The sequence below is a fragment of the Alcaligenes sp. NLF5-7 genome, assembly GCF_024266725.1.
In the GTDB taxonomy this organism is placed as follows: Bacteria; Pseudomonadota; Gammaproteobacteria; order Burkholderiales; family Burkholderiaceae_B; genus Alcaligenes; species Alcaligenes phenolicus.
Genome location: NZ_CP100755.1, coordinates 390,280 through 410,873, shown reverse-complemented (window position 1 = coordinate 410,873; position 20,594 = coordinate 390,280). Strand labels below are relative to the sequence as shown.

Here is a 20,594-nt window from a genome sequence, read left to right as displayed (position 1 = left end):
GCCGCATGAAGCGGCGAAGGCGTTTTTTGCAAGCGCTAGGGCTTACAGACCTACGGAGTCAGCAATTTCCTTGAACTCTTCGATCTGGTCGAAGTTCATGTAGCGATAGATGTCTTCGCTATTGGCTTGCAGAACGCCCATGTCGGCCAGGTACTCTTCGCGGGTCGGGATGCGGCCCAGACGCGAGCAGATGGCAGCCAGTTCAGCCGAACCCAGGAACACGTTGGTGTTCTTGCCCAGACGGTTGGGGAAGTTACGGGTGCTGGTGGACATGACGGTGGCGCCTTCGCGAACCTGTGCCTGGTTACCCATGCACAGCGAGCAACCGGGCATTTCCATACGAGCACCAGCTACGCCCAGAACGCCGTAGTGGCCTTCTTCGCTCAGCTGTTGCTGGTCCATCTTGGTCGGAGGAGCGACCCACAGACGGGTTGGAATGTCGCGCTTGCCTTCCAGCAGCTTGGAAGCGGCACGGAAGTGACCGATGTTGGTCATGCAGCTACCGATAAACACTTCGTCGATCACGGTGCCGGACACGTCGGACAGCGTCTTCACGTCGTCCGGGTCGTTCGGGCAAGCCACGATAGGTTCGTGAATTTCAGCCAGATCGATGTCGATCACAGCAGCGTATTCAGCGTCTGCATCGGGCTCCAGCAGTTCCGGGTTGGCCAGCCAGGCTTCCATGCCCTTGATACGACGGGAGATAGTGCGCTCGTCTTCGTAGCCATTGGCAATCATCCACTTGAGCAGCGTGATGTTGCTGTTCAGGTATTCGATGATGGGCTCTTTGCTCAGGCGCACGGTACATGCAGCAGCGGAGCGCTCGGCCGAAGCGTCGGACAGCTCGAAAGCCTGTTCGATCTTCAGGTTGGGCAGACCTTCGATTTCCAGAATGCGACCGGAGAAGATGTTCTTCTTGCCGGCTTTCTCGACGGTCAGCAAGCCTTGCTTGATGGCGTACAGAGGAATGGCGTTAACCAGGTCACGCAGGGTGACGCCGGGCTGCATTTCGCCCTTGAAGCGCACCAGCACGGATTCTGGCATGTCCAGAGGCATCACGCCGGTAGCAGCGGCAAAGGCCACCAGACCGGAACCAGCGGGGAAGCTGATGCCGATAGGGAAACGGGTGTGCGAGTCGCCGCCAGTGCCCACGGTATCGGGCAACAACATGCGGTTCAGCCAGGAGTGGATGATACCGTCGCCTGGACGCAGGGAAACACCACCGCGTGTGCTGATGAAAGCAGGCAGTTCGTGGTGAGTTTTAACGTCAACAGGTTTGGGGTAAGCGGCGGTGTGGCAGAAGGACTGCATTACCAGATCGGACGAAAAGCCCAGGCAAGCCAGGTCTTTCAGTTCGTCGCGAGTCATTGGGCCAGTCGTGTCCTGGCTACCAACGGTAGTCATGCGTGGTTCGCAGTAAGTACCGGGACGCACGCCCTGGCCTTCAGGCAGACCGCAAGCACGGCCAACCATCTTCTGGGCCAGGGAGAAGCCTTTACCGGAATCGGCAGGGCTTTGTGGCAGGCGGAACAGGGTGGTTGGGGGCAGACCCAGTGCTTCGCGAGCACGGGTAGTCAGGCCACGGCCAATGATCAGGGGAATACGGCCACCGGCGCGCACTTCGTCAAACAGGACGTCGGACTTGACCTGGAATTCGGAGATCAGTTCGCCATTCTTGAAGGCCTTGCCTTCGTAGGGACGCAGTTCCACCACGTCGCCCATTTCCATTTTGGAAACGTCCAGTTCGATAGGCAAAGCGCCGGCATCTTCCATGGTGTTGTAGAAGATAGGAGCAATCTTGCTGCCCAGACACACGCCACCAAAGCGCTTGTTGGGAACGAAAGGAATGTCTTCGCCGGTGAACCACAACACGGAGTTGGTGGCCGATTTACGCGAAGAACCGGTACCGACCACGTCGCCCACGTAGGCAACCAGGTGGCCCTTTTCTTTCAGGGATTCGATAAAGCTGACAGGACCTTTCTTGCCGGGCTCTTCAGGTTCGATACCTGGGCGCGGGTTCTTCAGCATGGCCAGAGCGTGCAGCGGAATGTCCGGGCGGCTCCAGGCGTCAGGGGCGGGGGACAGATCGTCCGTGTTGGTCTCGCCGGTGACTTTGAAAACGGTCACGGTCAGGCTTTCTGGAACTTCAGGACGGCTGGTGAACCACTCGCCGTCGGCCCAGCTTTGCAGCACTTCTTTTGCAAAGGCATTGCCTTTTTCGGCTTTTTCCTGAACGTCGTGGAAAGAGTCAAACATCAACAGGGTGTTTTTCAGGCCGTTGGCGGCGATCTGACCCAGTTCAGGCGAATCCAGCAGATCGATCAGCGGGCTGATGTTGTAGCCACCCAGCATGGTTCCCAGCAGCTCAGTGGCACGCTCGCGGCTGATCAAAGCACAGGTTTCTGTGCCCAGCGCGATGGCGGCCAGGTAGGAGGCTTTCACTTTGGCAGCATCGTCCACACCGGCGGGGACGCGGTGCGTCAGCAGGTCGACCAGAAATGCTTCCTCACCGGCAGGTGGGTTCTTGATGAGCTCGATCAGCTCGGCGGTCTGCTGAGCCGACAAAGGCAGCGGGGGAATGCCCAGAGCAGCGCGCTCGGCAACATGTTCGCGGTAAGAGTCCAGCATAGTGCGGGTGCCTATCGGTAAATGGTTGATATGAAAATGCAATAAATCGCGTGTTGCCCCAATTGTAATTTGAAGCGCGCAGCGAAGCAATGGTCTTATATCTTATATAAGACTTACGAGAAGCTGACTGTTATCGGGCTCAGGCCAGCAAGTCGGCGTATTCAGGGTGACGGCGGAAATAGACCACGGCATAGCTGCAAATGGGGCGTACTTTCCACTGTTGGTTTTTTGCCGTTTCCAGCGCAAAGCGGGTCAGTTGCCCCGCAATGCCGCGGCCTTCCAGCTCGGGCGGCACACGGGTGTGGGTGATGCTCATGACAGCATCGTCCAGTTCGTATTCGATCACGCTGCGGCGGTTTTCAATGTCGCAGTAAAACAGACGCGCTTGCGGGTCGTGGTGGATCTCGGTAGTCATGGCAGGCTCCTTCAAGTGGGGTTGGAGTGCAGGGCGATCAGAATCCAAACAGCCAGCATGGCGATCATGCCCAGAAAGCAGCCGCCCCACAGTCCCATCAGGGGCCATTTGACGCCCATGGGAACGTCGTCGGGCTGTACGTGCTTGAGCAGACGATTGGCATTGCCAAACAGCGAGCTTTGGCGTTTGGGGAAATTCAGACGTAAAAAATAATCCAGCAGTACGCCTGCCTTCAGCGAAAAACTGAGTTTTTCCCAGGGGTACTGATCCAGATAGGGATGACGCAACACCTGGTTGCTGCGGCGCAGATTGAAAAGCAGTAAATACGCACCGGAGACCAGACTGGTCAAGGCACAGGCAATCATCAAGGTGCCGGCCAGCGGCAGGGCGTAGCGTACAAATTCAGAGAGCATGGAAGTCACCAGCAAGACGGCCCCGCGTGCGCAATGCAGCGGGGCCGTGGGTTAGATCACAGGCAAATAATAGCCCAGGATCTGTGACTTATGGGCGCTGGTCCAGAGGCACAAAGCTCTGGTTTTCAGGGCCAATGTAGTTGGCGGTAGGACGAATAATCTTGTTGTCCACGCGCTGCTCAATGATGTGAGCCGCCCAGCCAGCCGTACGCGCGATCACGAACAAAGGCGTGAACATGGCAGTAGGCACACCCATGGTGTGATAGGACACGGCCGAGAACCAGTCCAGATTGGGGAACATTTTCTTCACTTCCCACATCACACTTTCCAGACGCTCGGCAATGTCGAACATGCGAGTGTTGCCATCGGCCACGGCCAGCTCTTTGGCCACCGATTTGATCACTTCGTTGCGTGGGTCGGAGATGGTGTAGACGGGATGACCGAAGCCAATAATGACTTCCTTGTTTTCCACGCGCTTGCGGATGTCTTCTTCTGCCTGGTCGGGGTTCTCGTAGCGCTTCTGGATTTCAAAAGCCACTTCGTTGGCACCGCCGTGCTTGGGGCCGCGCAGGGCACCGATCGCACCGGCAATCGCGGAATAGAAGTCCGAACCCGTACCGGCGATAACGCGGCTGGTAAAGGTGGAGGCGTTGAACTCGTGCTCGGCGTACAGGTTCAGCGAGACATGCATGGCTTTTTCCCACTCGGCCGATGGCTTCTCGCCGTGGAGCAGGTGCAGGAAGTGCGCGCCGATACTGTCGTCGTCGGTCTGGACGTCAATCATTTCGCCGTTGTGGCTGTAGTGGTACCAGTACAGCAGGGCCGAACCCAGGCAAGCCATCAGACGGTCGGCGATGTCGCGTGCGTCGGGCAGGTTGTGGTCGTCTTTTTCAGGCAGCACGCAACCCAGAACCGACACGGCAGTACGCATCACGTCCATGGGGTGGCTGTGGGCAGGCAGGGTTTCCAGCGCGGTTTGCAGGGCCAGAGGCAGGCCACGCAGACGCTTGAGCTTTTGCTTGTACGCGCGCAGTTCGTCGCGGTTGGGCAATTTGCCGTGAATCAGCAAATGAGCCACTTCTTCAAATTCGCAAGCCTGGGCCAGGTCCAAGATATCGTAGCCGCGGTAGTGCAGATCATTGCCACTGCGACCGACCGTGCACAAGGCGGTATTGCCTGCAACAACGCCAGACAGGGCAACAGATTTCTTGGGCTTGAAGCCAGTGCTAGGGGTGTTCTCAGTACTGCTCATAAAGGTCTCCTGGTTGCTGGGCAGCCAGCACGAGGCTGGCTGCTGAATGGGGTTTTACCCGCGCGACGGCCCAGTCAAGGGGCCGGGCGGGAGCCTGTGGTGGCTCAGGACTTCTTGTTTTTCTGGAACAGCTTGTCGAGGCTTTGCTCGTAAGCATGGTAGCCGATACGATCGTACAGTTCTTCACGAGTCTGCATCAAATCGATGACATTTTTTTGATGTCCGTCACGACGGATCGCTTGGTAGACAGTTTCGGCGGCCTTGTTCATGGCGCGGAAAGCGGACAGGGGGTAGAGCACCATGGCGACATTGGCCGACGCCAGTTCTTCCACCGTGAATAGCGGGGTCTGACCGAACTCGGTAATGTTGGCCAGCACAGGCACATTCAGGGTTTCGGTAAAGCGACGGTAGGTGTCCAGGTCGTAGCAGGCTTCAGCAAAAATGCCGTCTGCACCCGCTTCCACGCAAGCCTGGGCACGTTCCAGAGCAGCGTCCACGCCTTCGACGGCAATCGCGTCTGTACGAGCCATGATGAAGAATTCTGGATCGGTACGTGCGTCAACAGCGGCTTTCACGCGGTCGGCCATTTCACCAGTGCTGACGATTTCTTTGCCGGGGCGGTGACCGCAACGCTTGGCACCCACCTGGTCTTCAATGTGGCAAGCGGCAGCGCCGAACTTGATCAGGCTTTTGATCGTGCGGGCAATGTTGAAGGCCGAAGCGCCAAAGCCGGTATCAATGTCCACCATCAAAGGCAGATCGCACACATCGGTAATGCGACGAATGTCGGTCAGCACGTCGTCCAGCGTGTTGATGCCCAGATCAGGCAAGCCCAAAGAGCCAGCCGCGACACCGCCACCCGACAAGTAGATGGCGCGGTAGCCGGCGCGTTGGGCCAGCAAAGCGTGGTTGGCGTTGATGGCGCCGATGATTTGCAAAGGCTGTTCTTCACGCAGGGCCTGGCGGAAACGGGCGCCTGCCGATGTCAGTTGGTTTTGGCTCATTTGGGGCTCCAGATCACAAGATATAAAAATGTCGTCAGCGTAGTGCTGCGATGGGTTGGTTCTACGAAAGCAAATGCTGTGCCAAGTTCAAATATGGGGGCGATGAAAAGCCTGAACCCAGAGGAGGCGGGGATTTCTCGCGTGGAGCGATGTCGTCGCTCCCTTCCAGGAATATTGTCTTTTTCTTTTTTGTGTTTCAATATTGAAACGTAATTTGAAACAATGTCGCATTATTGAAGCCCGGGTGAAACCATATGCCTTATCCTTCCTCCCCGCCTGCGCGTCTGCGTCTGGTAGCTTTTGGCTTGCATGGACTGCGTTCTCTATTGGAAGAGCTGGTGCCGCAGTTTCGCGCTCAGGCCGAAATACTGATTGTGGACAAAGCCTATGGCGAGGCCGTGGAGGCCGTGCAGGTTTTGCGACAAACAGGCGAAATCGACGTGCTGGTGTCCGCCGGTTCCAACGGCAGTTATTTGCGCGAACATCTGGACTTGCCGGTGGTGTTGGTCCATCCCGGTGGCTTCGACATTATGGGCAGCCTGGCCTCGGCACAGGCAGAGCGCAAAGCGGTGGTGACCTATGGTGAAATGCCGCTGGAGCTGATGGAGTTCGTGCAGCGTTTTGATCTGCCTGTGGAGTTACGCAGCTATCGCAGCGAGGCTGATGCACGTAGCTGTGTCCAGGATTTGAAAGAGTTGGGCGTGGAGTGGGTGCTGGCACCCGGTCTTGTGGTGGATCTGGCGCGCGAGAATCAGATGGAAGGCGTGCTGCTGTATTCACAAGGAGCGGTGCGACAGGCCCTGGAATCCGCTATCGAACTGGCTCGTGTGGCTCGCGCTGAGGCTGCTCGCCGGGATCGCTTGAATACGATTCTGGCGCAGTTGCGTGACGGCGTGGTGTCAGTGGACAGGGACGAGCGGATTGAAACCGTCAACCCGGCGATGGAAGCCTGGTTGGGCCAACCGGCTCAAGCCATGATTGGCCGTCGTTTGGGTTCCTTGTATCCCGAGCTGGATCTGGCTGGCACGCTGCGCAGTCTGGAAGTGCAGTTGGATACGGTGCAGCAAGTAGGTGGCCGTACCGCGATCGTGACCCGCATGCCGATTCTGGAGCAGGGGCGCTTGAGCGGGGCAGTGCTGCTTTGCCAGGACCCGGCAGCGATTCAACGACTGGACCGCAGCTTGCGTTCACGCAGTCAGCAAGCCGCATCGCGTCATGCCCGTTACGAGCTATCTGATCTGGTGGGGCAAAGCTCGCCCATGCGCAAGCTGCGTGCTCAAGCCCAGGCTTGCGCTCAAAGTACAGCCACAACCTTGATTATTGGTGAAAGCGGCACAGGCAAGGAATTGCTGGCTCAAGGCATTCACAGCGCCAGCGCCAGACGCGCGCAACCCTTTGTGGCCGTGAACTGCGCGGCTTTCCCGGACAGCCTGTTGGAAAGCGAGCTGTTCGGGTATGTGGAGGGGGCATTTACCGGCTCCAGTCGAGGTGGCAAGGTGGGGCTGGTGGAAGCGGCCCACACCGGCACCCTGTTTCTGGACGAGATCGGCGAAATGCCCTTGCCGCTACAAACCCGTTTGCTGCGTGTGCTGCAAGAAAAAGAAGTGCTGCGTATCGGGGCTATTGAGCCAACGCCGGTGGATGTGCGCGTGATTGCGGCTACTCACCGCGATCTGGCCGCGCAGGTTAAAGAAGGCGTGTTCCGCCAGGATCTGTTTTATCGACTGAACATTCTGGTGCTGCGTTTGCCGCCTTTGCGTCTGCGCACGCAGGACTTGCCGGAGTTGGTGGAGCATTTACTGGCCAAGGTTGCCCAACGTCTGGGTGGTGCAAGCATGCTCAACCCGCAGTGGATGGCGGAGTTGCTTGAACTAGGCCGCCACTACACATGGCCGGGCAATATTCGCGAACTGGAAAACTTGATTGAACGTTTGATGGTGTTAGGCACAGTGCAAGGCGATCAGGCTGTGGTGCTGGAAGATATTGCGCCTGAGTTGCGGGCCGTGGTGAGCGAGCCCGCCTCGCCAGCCTTGCGTGATCAGCAGGAGCGCAGTGAACAAGAGCATTTGGCCAAAGTACTGGAAGAGTGTGGCGGTAACCGTGCCTTGGCGGCACAGCAGTTGGGAATTAGCCGTAGTACCTTGTGGCGGAAGTTGCGTAAAGGCTGATGGTATTTGGCTGTATTCAGCTCGCTTAAATGAAGCCAATGAGCAGACTTCCACCAGTTAAGGCTTATTTCTAGTGTTGGCTGGTTCTGCTTAACGCCAGTAATAGCAAACTGATCAGCAGAGCAGCAGCCATGTTATAGAGCATGCCTGTTGCAAAGGCAGAGATATATTGTTCTGCAATGGTTGAGGTGGCGCTGCCTGAAGTGCGCCCGTTATTAAAGAGCAGGCCGACCACGGCAATCCCCAGGGCTGCGCCGACTTGTTGGGTGCTGGAGATTACACCTGAGGCCATGCCTGCTTGCGTTTCATCGACGAAGCCTAGAACCAGATTCAGCAAGGGCGTCATGATTAGACCTTGGCTGGCTCCCAGAAGAGTCAGGGCGGGAATCAGGTATGTGGGAGTCAACTCTGTACCGCTTGACGCAATTTGAGCAATCAGCCAGGCAAAAGAGAGGGCGTAGAGGAAAGAGCCAACGGTAATGGCTCGGGTGCCGTAGCGGGCGACGAGGCGGGGAGCACTCAGGGATGCGGCCACAAAACCCACACTGGCAGGGGCAAAGATGCTGCCCGCATACAGAGGGCTTAAGCCCAAGCCACTTTGCAGTAACAGGGCAAAGCAGAGAAAGAAAGAACTGGCGGTGGAGTACACCAACAACACCAATAGAGTCCCTAAAGCAAAGCGCGGCTGGGTTAGAAGCTGCATGTCCACTAAAGGAGCGTGACCTGTGCAGCGCCGTTTTTCTTGGTGCAGATAGAAGACCCCTAAGAAGGCAGCAGCGGCGGCAAGGCTGGATGGGGGCCACCCATGCTCGGCGCTTTGGATGAGAGGGATGAGCAAAAGGCTCAGTGCCAGGCTGATCAACATGACGCCAGCACCATCCAGGCTGCTGCTTTGGTCAGCACGGGTTTCAGGGATGTAGCGGGCGGCGGCAACTGCCAGCAATCCGATTGGAATATTGATTAAAAAGATGCTGCGCCAGCCCAACTGGAATAAATCGGCGTGAACCATCCAGCCCCCCAGTATTTGCCCAGCGATGGCGGCCAGCCCCAGCGTCATACCTAAAAGCCCAAACGCTCGGCGGCTGTTGTCTCCGTCAAAATTGACTCGGATGGAGGCATAAACTTGGGGAAAGAGCAGGGCTGCTGCCAGTCCTTGTGCTACTCGGGCCACAATAAGCAGTGGAGCATTGGGGGCAACACCGCACAGAGCCGAGGCTACGGTGAAGCTGGTCATGCCGATAATGAAAAGTCGGCGCCTGCCGAATAGATCGCCCAAGCGGCCGCCTGTAATCAGCAGTACGCCGAAGGCTAGTTCATAAGCCGCCACAATGAAGCCAATCTCGGTAAAGCTGGCCCCCAGCTGGTCTTGAATACTGGGGATGGCGATATTGACGACGAATAAATCAAAAATTGTGACGAATCCGGCCAGAAGCAGGACGGCAAGGCCGAGCCAGGGCGGGTTGTTTGCTGCGTGTGAGCAAGGGGTAGAGCAGAAGGAATTCGAGTTCATGATGCTTGTCTGAGGTGAAAACATCTGTATTCTTGAATTCTTTTTAAGCGATTACAATTTAACTGTTTATGCTATTACTGAAAGTAATGGGGGTTTGATTAGTGAGAACGCTGGAACGAACGCGGCCCGATTTGTCCGCTTTTTTGCGCACCTGTCGTGAACGCCTTTTGCCTCAGGATGTAGGCTTGCCTAGCGGTGGCCGACGTCGTACTCCCGGATTGCGGCGCGAGGAGGTTGCTGCTTTGGCCGGAGTGGGGTTGACCTGGTATACCTGGCTGGAGCAAGGCCGTGACATCGGGGTCTCAGCCAGCTTTCTGGATAATTTGGCTCGCGTTTTGAGGCTGGACGCGGCCGAGCGACGTCATCTGTTTTTGCTGGCTCACGAGCGGCTGCCAGCTGAGCCGGGTATCACCTGGTGTGTCTTGCCTCCTCTGGTGCGACGCTTGATGCACGATTTGCCCCATCCTGCTTTTGTTCTGAATCTCCGTTGGGATGTCTTGGGCTTCAATGACATGGCCGATGAATTGCTGGGCTTTGGCGCTCATCAGCCAGGACAGCGTAATTTGCTCTGGCAGATGTTTACGGATCCGGTGCTGCATACGCGTTTTGCATCTTGGGAACAGCAGGCAGCAGAAATGTTGTCCGGCTTTCGGCGGGATTTCGCACGTGCGACAGAGGGTACGGATATGCAGGAGCTGGTCAATGAGCTCAAGCGGGTCTCACCGGAGTTCAAGCAGTACTGGGATCAACATGATGTGCATTTGCCCTGTAGTGGCCTGCGTAGTCTGGTCCTGGATGGGCAACTGCGCGAGTTCGAGCAGACTTCGCTCATTATTGATGAAAGCCGCCATTTGCGGATGGTGGTCTATGCACTGTCTTTGCAGGATGAGGCGAACGTAGACGCGGTGTAGCGTCTGATCAGCGCTCTGTCTTGGGTTTTTAGGCAGGGATGGCGGCTTGCGCTATCTGCAACTCGGCCTTTGGCATGCAGCGCCCGGCACTTCTTTGTGGTCTGCAAAAAAATCCCCGCCGTTCAGGCGGGGATTTTGCAGACTAGCGGGTCAATTAACCCAGCAGGTCTTTCACACCGTCACGCTCTTCCAGCAGCTCGTTCAGGGTGTGGTCCATGCGCTCACGCGAGAAGGCGTCGATTTCCAGCCCTTCAACACGCTTGTACTCACCGTTTTCGGTGGTCACAGGCACGCCGTAGATGATGCCTTCAGGAATGCCGTAGGAGCCGTCCGAAGGAACACCCATGGTGACCCATTTGCCGTTCGAACCCAGCACCCAGTCGCGCACGTGGTCGATGGCGGCGTTGGCAGCCGAAGCAGCCGAGGACAGGCCACGGGCTTCGATGATGGCGGCGCCACGTTTGCCCACGGTGGGGATGAAGGTTTCGCGGTTCCAGGCCTGATCGTTGATGATCGCGTCGATCTTCTCGCCGTTCACGGTAGCGAAACGGGTGTCAGGGTACATGGTGGGCGAGTGGTTGCCCCAAACGATCAGGTTCTCGATGTCAGCAACAGCCTTGCCGGACTTGGTGGCCAACTGCGACAGGGCGCGGTTGTGGTCCAGGCGCAGCATGGCAGTGAAGTTCTTCGCTGGCAGATCAGGAGCGGACTTCATGGCAATGTAGGCGTTGGTGTTGGCAGGGTTGCCGACCACCAGCACTTTCACGTCACGGCTGGCCACTTTGTTCAGGGCACGGCCTTGTGCTGTGAAGATCTGGGCGTTGAAGGCCAGCAGATCTTTACGCTCCATGCCTGGGCCACGAGGACGGGCACCGACCAGCAGGGCGATATCAGCATCTTTGAAGGCGGTTTCAGGATCGCTGTGGGCGGACATGCCTTGCAGCAGCGGGAAGGCGCAGTCGTCCAGTTCCATCATGACGCCCTTCAGGGCCTTTTGGGCTTTCTCGTCGGCGAGTTCCAGCAGCTGCAGGATTACAGGCTGGTCTTTGCCCAGCATTTCGCCGGAAGCGATGCGAAACAGCAGGGCGTAGCCAATCTGGCCAGCAGCGCCGGTAACGGCGACGCGCATTGCGGGTTTGGACATGAGAGTAAGACTCCGTTTTTGGGTTTGAAGACGGTGACGAAAAACACAGTTTAAATCTTTTGCAGACCGGGCGGCTGGCGTGGAAAACGGTTTTTCGCAAGAGGAAAAGCCTCTTTTTTCACTGCGCAGACTAGACCAAAACGATAGCGGCGTCAAACGTCTTATATCTTATATAAGACATAAGAGCGTTAGACATTCGGGGCCGGTCATGCGAAAATTAGTGCACTGTCTATTTTATGAACAAATGCGCGTTTCAAGCTGTATCTGCCGCGCATTTTTTATGAGCCCCATGTCTGATAACGTGCCGCCGCTACGCACCCAGGAAATCGAAAAATCCGCTCCTAGCGCGGCCTATAGCCCTCTGTATCAACAGATCAAGGCTTTGTTGCTGCAGGGGCTGGATCGTGGCGAGTGGAAGCCCGGCGAAGCCATCCCCAGTGAACTGGAGCTGGCTGCCCGCTTTCAGGTCAGCCAGGGCACGGTGCGCAAGGCCATTGATGAGCTGGCCGCCGACAACCTCCTGATCCGTCGTCAAGGCAAGGGTACCTTTGTGGCCACCCATCACGAAGCTCGTGTGCGCTTTCGTTTCCTGCGCCTGGCCCCGGATGATGGCAAGCCTGTGGCTTCCCAGAGCCGTATTCTGGATGTGCGTCGAATGAAAGCGCCTACGGATGTTGCCGTGCTGCTGGATTTGCGCACCTCCGACATGGTGGTGAACCTGCGCCGGGTTTTGTCCTTTGATCAGGTCCCGACCATTTATGACGATATCTGGCTGCCTGGCTCCGTCTTCAAGGGTTTGACCCTGGAGGCCGTCGAGCAGAACAAGGGCCCGATGTACGCCTGGTTCGAGAGCAAATTCGGCGTGAGCATGGTGCGCGCCGATGAAAAGATTGGTGCTGTCAGTGCCACCGAAGAGGCCGCCTCGGTCTTGCAGGTCGCTGCCGGTTCGCCGCTCCTGCACGTGGAACGCGTGTCCTATACCTATGGTGATCGACCGATGGAGTTGCGCCGGGGCTTGTACCTGACTGAGCGCTTCCATTACCGAAACACGCTCAGCTAGTTCGGCGGCATACGGTATTTGATACTGCGCCGTAGTGTCAAATAGGTGAAAATACCAAGGTTAAAAATTTTATGACTTTTTTTTATCTACTTCGAGGCCATCATGTCTGATACCGCACCCAAGCAGCGTCCGCAGTATCGCAATATCAGCGTGCCGCAGATATTGAGCTACCGCTTGCCCCTGGCTGCAAAATCGTCGATTTTGCATCGTGTCAGTGGTGCATTGCTGTTTCTTTGCCTGCCGCTCGTTCTATTGCCACTGTTCTCTTTGAGCGTCAGCTCTCCAGAGTCCTTCGAGACCTTGCGCAGCTACGTCGACAACCCTGTCTGTAAGCTGATCCTTCTGGTCCTGATCTGGGGCTACCTGCACCACTTCTGTGCCGGCATCCGCTATCTGGCACTGGACCTGCACCTGGGTAACGACAAAGAGTCCGCCAAGAAGTCGGCCGGTATGGTGTTCGGGGTCAGCCTGGCGCTGACCGTTGTGTTTGGTTTGAAACTGTTTGGGGTGTGGTAATGGCAAATCGTGAGCGCATTGGCGCAAACCGCCTGGTAGTGGGTGCCCACTACGGTACCTTGGACTTTCTGGCACAGCGTGTCACCGCAGTCATCATGGCCATCTACACCTTGGTCATCATCGGCGGCATCCTGTTTAGCAGTGAACTGAATTTCGAGACCTGGCGCGGCCTGTTCTCGTTCACGGTCGGCTCCCTGCCTTTGGGTCAGTTGCTGGCAACCTTGTTCTTCCTGTCTTTGTCCTGGCACGCCTGGATTGGTGTGCGTGACATCTGGATGGACTACGTCAAGCCCGCTGGTCTGCGCTTGTTCCTGCAAGTGTTGACCTTGCTGTGGCTGGTTGCCAGTGTCGTCTTTTTTGCAAAAATTATCTGGAGTCTCTAAACCGTGGCTTCCATCACAAAATCTTTGCCCCGCCGTCAGTTTGACGTAGTGGTGGTCGGTGCCGGTGGCGCCGGTATGCGTTGTTCCCTGCAATTGGCTCAGGCTGGCTTGTCCGTGGCCGTGCTCAGCAAGGTGTTCCCAACCCGCTCCCACACCGTGGCTGCTCAAGGTGGCGTCAGTGCTTCCCTGGGTAACATGAGCGAGGATCACTGGTACTGGCACATGTACGACACCGTCAAGGGTTCGGACTGGCTGGGCGACCAGGACGCCATCGAATTCATGTGCCGTGAAGCTCCACACGCTGTGTACGAGCTTGAGCACTTCGGTATGCCGTTTGACCGTAACCAGGACGGTACGATTTACCAGCGTCCATTTGGTGGTCACACTGCCAACTTTGGTGAAAAGCCTGTTCAACGTGCCTGTGCCGCTGCTGACCGTACCGGCCACGCCATGTTGCACACCCTGTACCAGCGTAACGTTGCAGCCCGTACCCAGTTCTTCGTGGAATGGATGGCTCTGGATCTGCTGCGTAACGAAGCGGGTGACGTTCTGGGCGTAACCGCTCTGGAAATGGAAACCGGCGAAATCTACGTTCTGGAAGGCAAGCGCGTGGTGCTGGCTACCGGTGGTGCTGGCCGTATCTGGGCTGCTTCCACCAACGCCTTCATTAACACGGGTGACGGCCTGGGTATGGCTGCTCGTGCTGGTCTGCCTTTGCAGGACATGGAATTCTGGCAATTCCACCCCACTGGCGTAGCCGGTGCTGGCGTGCTGATTACCGAAGGCGTGCGCGGTGAAGGCGGTATCTTGCTCAATAAAGACGGCGAGCGCTTCATGGAGCGTTACGCTCCCACCCTGAAAGACTTGGCCCCACGTGACTTCGTGTCCCGTTCCATGGACCAGGAAATCAAGGAAGGTCGTGGTTGTGGCGACGGCAGCTACGTGGTTCTGAAACTGGATCACCTGGGCGCTGACGTCATCAAGAAACGTCTGCCTTCGATTCGCGAAATCGCGATCAAGTTCGGTAACGTGGACCCGATCAAAGACCCAATCCCTGTGGTTCCAACCATCCACTACCAGATGGGCGGTATCCCCACGAACTACTACGGTCAGGTTGTGACTCAAACGCCAACAGGCGAGAACAAGATCGTCAACGGTCTGTACGCCATCGGTGAATGTGCCGCTACTTCCGTGCACGGTGCCAACCGTCTGGGTACGAACTCCCTGCTGGACCTGATCGTGTTCGGTCGCGCTGCGGGCAACCACATTGTGGATTCGCACCCCGAGAAAACGCACGCTCACCAGGAAATCAACGAGTCCTCCATCGAGTACTCGCTGGACCGCGTCAACCGTCTGGAATCCCGTACATCGGGCGAAAAGGCACAGGACGTGGGCAACAAGATTCGTGTGGCCATGCAGGCTCACTGCGGCGTGTTCCGTACCCTGGATCTGTTGCACAAGGGTGTCGACCAGATCGAATCCCTGGTTCCCGAAGTCAAGGATATTTACTTCAAAGACAAGTCCAAGGTGTTCAATACCGCCCGTATTGAAGCTCTGGAAGTGGCCAACATGATCGAAGTGGCTCGCGCTACGACGAAGTCGGCCGCCAATCGTACTGAAAGTCGCGGTGCTCATGCCCTGAATGACCACCCAGAACGTGACGACGAAAACTGGCTGCGTCACACCTTGTGGTTCTCGGAAGGCAGCCGTCTGGAGTACAAGCCTGTCCAGATGAAGCCTCTGACAGCCGAAACGATTCCGCCCAAGGCCCGGACTTTCTAAGCAGGATACTGACATGAGCCAAAAACGTAAGGTCAAATTTGAAATCTACCGCTACGATCCTGACAAGGACGAGCGTCCCTACATGCAGAAGATCGAAGTCGAGCTGGAGCCCACCGACAAGATGCTGCTCGATGCGATCCTGCGCATTAAAAACGACATGGACGACAGCCTGGCGCTGCGTCGCTCCTGCCGTGAAGGTGTGTGCGGTTCCGATGCCATGAACATCAATGGCAAGAACGGACTGGCCTGCACCACCAATATGCGCGACTTGAAAGAGCCTGTGGTTCTGCGCCCACTGCCAGGTCTGCCGGTTATCCGTGACCTGATCGTGGACATGACCCACTTCTTCGATCAGTACCATTCGGTCAAGCCGTTCCTGATCAACGATGCTCCTCCTCCAGAGAAAGAGCGTTTGCAAACGCCCGAAGCCCGTGAGGAGCTCGATGGTCTGTACGAGTGCATTCTGTGCGCCTGCTGCTCGACCTCTTGCCCATCGTTCTGGTGGAACCCCGACAAGTTCGTCGGTCCTGCTGGTTTGTTGCAAGCCTATCGTTTCATTGCCGACTCGCGTGACGAAGCAACGGGCGAGCGTCTGGACAATCTGGAAGATCCATACCGCTTGTTCCGCTGCCACACGATCATGAATTGCACGGACGTCTGTCCAAAAGGACTGAACCCGTCGCATGCCATCGGCAAGATCAAAGAAATGCTGGTGCGTCGCAGTATCTAAAAAGGTGGGTATGTACCGATGAGAACATTGACGGAATTGGAGCGTGCGCGCCTGCGCTGGCGTGCGCGCCGGGGCTTGCTTGAAAACGACTTGATGATCACCCGTTTTCTGGATCAATACGAAAACGAGCTGACTGATCAGGACGTCTCGGCCCTGACCCGCTTGTTCGAAATGGACGATACAGTTTTGCTGGATGTCCTTCTGGCTCGCTCCGAGCCGGAAGGGCAGTACGCCACACCGGACATTCAGCGACTAGTAGACATTATGCGAAAGCTATAACCATTGAGGAAAAAAGTGATGGAATTGTCAGATAAAAAAGCCACGCTATCCTTCTCCGACGGTAGCCCTTCGGTTGAGTTCCCTGTACACAAGGGCACCGTAGGTCCGGACGTGATCGATATCCGTAAGCTCTACGGTCAGACAGGTATGTTTACCTATGACCCGGGCTTTATGGCAACGGCGGCTTGCGAATCCGGTATCACCTACATTGACGGCGACAAGGGCCAGTTGATGTACCGTGGTTACCCGATCGACCAGTTGGCACAAAAGTGCGATTTCATGGATGTGTGCTACCTGATCCTGAACGGCGAGTTGCCCAACGCAGATCAGAAGCAGGAATTTGACTCCCTGGTCACGAACCACACCATGGTTCAGGAACAGATGCAGCACTTCCTGCGCGGCTTCCGTCCGGACGCTCACCCCATGGCAATACTGACCGGCCTGGTCGGTGCCCTGTCGGCGTTCTACCATGATTCCACGGACATCACGAATCCTCATCACCGTCATGTGTCGGCTATCCGCTTGATCGCCAAGCTGCCTACTCTGGTTGCGATGGCGTACAAGTATTCTTTGGGACAGCCTTTCATCTATCCCAAGAATGATTTGTCCTACACCGGCAACTTCTTGCGCATGATGTTCGCTACCCCTTGCGAAGACTACAAGGTCAACGAAGTGGTTGAGCGCGCTCTGGACCGTATCTTCATCCTGCATGCAGATCACGAACAAAACGCCTCCACCTCCACCGTGCGTCTGTGCGGTTCGTCGGGTACCAATCCTTTCGCTGCGATCGCTGCGGGTGTTGCTTGCTTGTGGGGCCCTGCCCACGGTGGTGCAAACGAAGCTTGCCTGAACATGCTGGAAGAGTTGCAAGCCAACGGCGGCATCGACAAGGTTGGCGAGTTCATGGAGAAGGTCAAGGACAAGAACTCGGGCGTGCGCCTGATGGGCTTTGGTCACCGTGTCTACAAGAACTACGACCCACGCGCCAAGCTGATGCAAGAAACCTGCAAGGAAGTTCTGGAAGCCCTGGGCCTGGAGAACGATCCTCTGTTCAAGTTGGCCATGGAACTGGAGCGTATTGCTCTGGAAGATCCATACTTCGTCGAACGCAAGCTGTACCCCAACGTAGACTTCTACTCGGGTATCGTTCAGCGCGCTATCGGCATCCCGACGTCCTTGTTCACCGCTATCTTCGCCCTGGCTCGTACCGTAGGCTGGATTGCTCAGTGGAACGAAATGCTGTCCGATCCAGATTACAAGATCGGCCGTCCACGTCAGCTGTACGTGGGCCCAACTCAGCGCGACGTACCTGCTCAACGTTAATGCTTTCGGGCTGCGATCCCTGGGGCGTGCCCCGGGTGTTCATGTAGCCCGTAGCGTTATGAAGCAGTAGCTGGAAGGTCAAGTGCACCATTGGGTGCACTTTTTTTTGCCCGTTATTTTTTTATTGCTATGGCTACAGCCACAGCCACAGCGATCACCAACACTGCCCGCACCGCCAGCATTGTCGCTGGCATTGTCATCACCCTATGCACGTCAACATGCAGCAGCCCCAATGTCTGACAGGCTAGGCTTCAAGGCTGAGACAGGTGGTTGTTGAAGCGGAAAATCCGCTGTTCACGAGCTTTGTTCTCTTCAGAAAATCGGACTTTGGCCTGGACATGATCCAGGTGGTGCCCGATCAGCTCGCGAGCCCGTTCTGCATCACCATCCAAAATAGCTTTCATAACTCCCGCGTGCTGCTCGGTCAAAATTTCCACTTCCCGTGCATTGTCGAACTCGAACATGGCGCGCCGGTTCTCTTTCACTGTAGAGAACACTAACTGGAACAAGCCATTCATCAGTTGCACCAGCACGACATTATGAGAGGCCATGGCAATTGCCAGATGAAATTGGGCGTCTGCACGTGCCGACAGGTCTGCATCCTGGTTTTGTTGATGCCGAACCATCACTTGGAAGCACTGTTCAATGTGCTTTTTGTCCGCATCTGTTGCTCGTTGTGCCGCATGCCAGGCTGTGCTGGCTTCCAAGGCCCGACGTGCCTCCAGAACATCATAGCGATACAAGGGGTCTTCATTGATCAGCTCCTCCAGAGGCGCAGTGCTCTGGGCTGGCCAGTTGATCAACTCGCTGTCTTGAACATAAGTACCCCCACCACGGCGGGTAATCAGCAAGCCTTCAGAGCTTAGCGAGCGCAAGGCCTCCCGTATCGGTACACGCGACACATCCAGCCGTTCAGCCAATTGACGCTCGGACGGGATTCGGTCACCGGGTTGCAACTGTTCATCCTGTATAAGTTGCCGGATTTTTTCAGCAACCAGGTCCGATAGGCGAGTGCTGGGATTCATAGTCATATAGGACGCTTCTTTAAATTTGGTATTACCACTTTCTTGGTTTTTTAATCGTATTAAGGCCTTGAGGCGCCAAACTAGTCAGGGTTTCTGCTGGTAATGCAAAGGTGGTAATACCGCTATGATGCTCAAAAATACAAAACGGGAAGTGGTTGCGCTGCCCAGGGCCGGGCTCATAGCCGCATTTGTTCACCAACAAAACCTCTTCCTCCTATACGTGCAGTCACACAAAGGAGAATCCGGGATGAGTCTTTTATACACCTTGTTGGCTCTGACGCCATTATTGGTTGTTTTTCTATTGATGGTGGTGATGGGGCGATCAGCCAAACTATCGATGGGGGCCGCGTATCTGGTTACGGCGATTCTCGCTTTATTTGTATGGGGGAGCCAGGCCGAAGTTATTGCTGCAGCCACGATCAACGGTATTGTTACCGCATTGACCCTGCTGTTCATTGTATTTGGTGCCGTGCTGCTTTTGAATACGCTCAAGGTGGGCGGAGCATTAAGTGCGATTCGCCAGGGCTTTATGGATGTATCGCCGGATCGTCGCATTCAGGTCATTATTGTTGCCTGGCTGTTCGGCTCCCTGATCGAGGGCTCGTCGGGTTTCGGTACGCCTTCTGCTGTTGGGGCTCCCTTGCTGCTGGCGCTGGGCTTTCCAGCCATGGCAGCGGTGATGGCTGTGTTGGTTATCCAGTCCACGCCTGTGTCTTTCGGGGCGGTTGGTACGCCCATGCTGGTTGGAGTGCGTTCAGGTATTGATAACAAGGTTGATGTTGCAGCTGCCATTTCGCCCTTGCAGCCGCTTGAGTATTTGCAGCAGATCGTCGAGAACGTCGCCTTGATTCATGCCATGACCGGCTTTGTGATTCCACTGTTGCTCTGCGGTTTGTTGACTCGCTTTTTCGGTGAACGCCGCTCCTTTGCCGAGGGGCTGGGGGCATGGAAGTTTGCTTTGTTTGCCGGTTTGGCCTTTACCGTTCCGTACTACCTGATTGCCATTACCCTGGGCCCTGAGTTCCCCTCCATGCTGGGTTCGATGGTCGGACTGGTAATCGTGGTGAGCGCAGCTCGAAAGGGCTGGTTTGCACCTCGCAAAACCTTTGATTTCCCGGATCGCAGTCAATGGCCGTCCCACTGGCTGGGCACAGTGGCGATGGATAACACGGAATCGCAGCAACGCTTTTCGGTATTGCGGGCTTTCTCGCCGTATGTGCTGGTGGTTGCACTTTTGATCTTTACTCGTACTGTTCCTGCCGTAAAAGCCTGGTTGACGGGGCCTTCGGCCACAATCAAGGTGGAAGGTATTTTGGGTACTGGTATTTCTACATCGGCTCAGTTGCTTTTCTCGCCCGGGGCCATCTTGATTCTGGTCTCACTGGCCTGCATTGCGATTTTTCGCATGAACAGTCAGCAGTATGTCGTCGGTGTGAAAGCATCGCTGCGTACCATGGGCAGCGCAGCTCCTGCTTTGTTGTTGGCCGTGCCTATGGTGCAGGTGTTTATCAACTCGGCAGCGGCTGATGGTTCCATTGCCAGCATGCCGCTGGTGCTGGCTCAAGGGGCCGCGTCGGCGGTTGGGCAGGCATGGCCTACGGTTTCACCCTGGGTGGGTAGTTTGGGGGCATTTATTGCGGGCTCCAATACTGTCAGCAACATGATGTTTTCGTACTTCCAGTTCTCTACCGCTCAGCAAATTGGCTTGAGTGTGGACCAGTCCGCTATTGTGGTTGCATTGCAGGCGGTAGGTGGAGCGGCTGGCAATATGATTTGCGTCCATAACGTGGTGGCTGCCGGTGCGGTTGTCGGCATGTTGGGACGTGAGGGCGAGATTGTTCGCAAGACCTTGATACCCATGGTGTATTACGTCATTCAGGCAGGCCTGATCGGCCAGGCCTTGATTACTGGTGCCATGGGCTGGTGGATAGCTGCCGCAGTCTTCCTGGCACTGACCATAGGGGGCTTGAGCCTGTCCCGAGGCCGTCAGATGACGCCGGCCATGGCTTGAACATTTCGCTCTGTTTATTTGCGGCTTAAAGGAGTCGTTG

Annotated in this window: 18 protein-coding genes; 10 read left to right on the top strand and 8 right to left on the bottom strand. The window is 56.3% G+C overall.

Annotation, left to right across the window (positions count from 1 at the left end; translation table 11 throughout):
• Positions 1–42: 42 nt before the first annotated feature.
• The 5 genes from acnB to prpB form a co-directional block, all read right to left on the bottom strand.
• Complete coding sequence (acnB, locus tag MID00_RS01950; protein ID WP_022983544.1) at positions 43–2,628, bottom strand: bifunctional aconitate hydratase 2/2-methylisocitrate dehydratase; 2,586 nt, start codon at positions 2,626–2,628, stop codon at positions 43–45.
• A gap of 139 nt (positions 2,629–2,767) precedes the next feature.
• Complete coding sequence (locus tag MID00_RS01945) at positions 2,768–3,043, bottom strand: GNAT family N-acetyltransferase (RefSeq protein ID WP_115634098.1); 276 nt, start codon at positions 3,041–3,043, stop codon at positions 2,768–2,770.
• An 11-nt stretch (positions 3,044–3,054) separates the two neighbouring features.
• Entirely contained in the window at positions 3,055–3,456 is a 402-nt protein-coding gene (locus MID00_RS01940) for a hypothetical protein (protein WP_009457714.1), read from the bottom strand.
• A gap of 88 nt (positions 3,457–3,544) precedes the next feature.
• Positions 3,545–4,708 carry a 2-methylcitrate synthase gene (gene prpC / locus MID00_RS01935; RefSeq protein WP_009457712.1) on the bottom strand — a complete coding sequence of 388 codons (1,164 nt, stop codon included), beginning with the start codon at positions 4,706–4,708 and terminating at the stop codon, positions 3,545–3,547.
• Positions 4,709–4,812: 104 nt separating this feature from the next.
• The gene (gene prpB, locus MID00_RS01930) at positions 4,813–5,712 is read right to left on the bottom strand and encodes a methylisocitrate lyase (protein WP_026484284.1); all 900 of its coding nucleotides are present in this window, start codon (positions 5,710–5,712) and stop codon (positions 4,813–4,815) included.
• A gap of 254 nt (positions 5,713–5,966) precedes the next feature.
• On the opposite strand from prpB, the gene prpR reads away from it, so the two are divergent.
• The gene (gene prpR, locus MID00_RS01925; RefSeq protein WP_254499593.1) at positions 5,967–7,880 is read left to right on the top strand and encodes a propionate catabolism operon regulatory protein PrpR; all 1,914 of its coding nucleotides are present in this window, start codon (positions 5,967–5,969) and stop codon (positions 7,878–7,880) included.
• A gap of 70 nt (positions 7,881–7,950) precedes the next feature.
• On the opposite strand, the gene MID00_RS01920 is transcribed toward prpR, so the two are convergent.
• Positions 7,951–9,390: an MFS transporter gene (locus tag MID00_RS01920; protein WP_254499592.1), complete on the bottom strand. Its 1,440-nt coding sequence runs from the start codon at positions 9,388–9,390 to the stop codon at positions 7,951–7,953.
• 131 nt (positions 9,391–9,521) lie between these two features.
• On the opposite strand from MID00_RS01920, the gene MID00_RS01915 reads away from it, so the two are divergent.
• Positions 9,522–10,301: a helix-turn-helix transcriptional regulator gene (locus MID00_RS01915; RefSeq protein WP_254499591.1), complete on the top strand. Its 780-nt coding sequence runs from the start codon at positions 9,522–9,524 to the stop codon at positions 10,299–10,301.
• 154 nt (positions 10,302–10,455) lie between these two features.
• On the opposite strand, the gene MID00_RS01910 is transcribed toward MID00_RS01915, so the two are convergent.
• Positions 10,456–11,445 (bottom strand): malate dehydrogenase, encoded by a 990-nt coding sequence (locus tag MID00_RS01910; RefSeq protein ID WP_022983546.1) that lies wholly within the window; start codon positions 11,443–11,445, stop codon positions 10,456–10,458.
• 289 nt (positions 11,446–11,734) lie between these two features.
• Between MID00_RS01910 and MID00_RS01905 the strand changes: the two genes are divergently transcribed.
• The 7 genes from MID00_RS01905 (at position 11,735) to gltA (ending at position 17,518) form a co-directional block, all read left to right on the top strand.
• On the top strand, positions 11,735–12,505 hold the full coding sequence (locus MID00_RS01905) for a GntR family transcriptional regulator (protein WP_009457695.1): 771 nt from the start codon (positions 11,735–11,737) through the stop codon (positions 12,503–12,505).
• 102 nt (positions 12,506–12,607) lie between these two features.
• Positions 12,608–13,021, top strand: a complete 414-nt coding sequence (gene sdhC / locus MID00_RS01900; RefSeq protein ID WP_009457694.1) for a succinate dehydrogenase, cytochrome b556 subunit — start codon at positions 12,608–12,610, stop codon at positions 13,019–13,021.
• A complete protein-coding gene (gene sdhD / locus MID00_RS01895; protein WP_003802535.1) occupies positions 13,021–13,404 on the top strand; it encodes a succinate dehydrogenase, hydrophobic membrane anchor protein in 384 nt (127 codons plus the stop codon). Before sdhC ends, sdhD begins: the two co-directional genes overlap by 1 nt.
• 3 nt (positions 13,405–13,407) lie before the next feature.
• The gene (sdhA, locus tag MID00_RS01890) at positions 13,408–15,186 is read left to right on the top strand and encodes a succinate dehydrogenase flavoprotein subunit (RefSeq protein ID WP_022983547.1); all 1,779 of its coding nucleotides are present in this window, start codon (positions 13,408–13,410) and stop codon (positions 15,184–15,186) included.
• A gap of 13 nt (positions 15,187–15,199) precedes the next feature.
• Positions 15,200–15,916, top strand: coding sequence for a succinate dehydrogenase iron-sulfur subunit (locus MID00_RS01885; RefSeq protein ID WP_003802530.1), 717 nt, complete (start codon positions 15,200–15,202; stop codon positions 15,914–15,916).
• Positions 15,917–15,934: 18 nt separating this feature from the next.
• On the top strand, positions 15,935–16,195 hold the full coding sequence (locus tag MID00_RS01880; RefSeq protein ID WP_003802528.1) for a succinate dehydrogenase assembly factor 2: 261 nt from the start codon (positions 15,935–15,937) through the stop codon (positions 16,193–16,195).
• A gap of 18 nt (positions 16,196–16,213) precedes the next feature.
• Positions 16,214–17,518 (top strand): citrate synthase, encoded by a 1,305-nt coding sequence (gene gltA / locus MID00_RS01875; RefSeq protein WP_022983549.1) that lies wholly within the window; start codon positions 16,214–16,216, stop codon positions 17,516–17,518.
• A 251-nt stretch (positions 17,519–17,769) separates the two neighbouring features.
• On the opposite strand, the gene lldR is transcribed toward gltA, so the two are convergent.
• Positions 17,770–18,549 carry a transcriptional regulator LldR gene (gene lldR, locus MID00_RS01870; protein WP_254499590.1) on the bottom strand — a complete coding sequence of 260 codons (780 nt, stop codon included), beginning with the start codon at positions 18,547–18,549 and terminating at the stop codon, positions 17,770–17,772.
• Between the two features lie 241 nt (positions 18,550–18,790).
• On the opposite strand from lldR, the gene MID00_RS01865 reads away from it, so the two are divergent.
• On the top strand, positions 18,791–20,554 hold the full coding sequence (locus MID00_RS01865; RefSeq protein ID WP_137431269.1) for an L-lactate permease: 1,764 nt from the start codon (positions 18,791–18,793) through the stop codon (positions 20,552–20,554).
• The last annotated feature ends 40 nt before the right edge of the window (positions 20,555–20,594 follow it).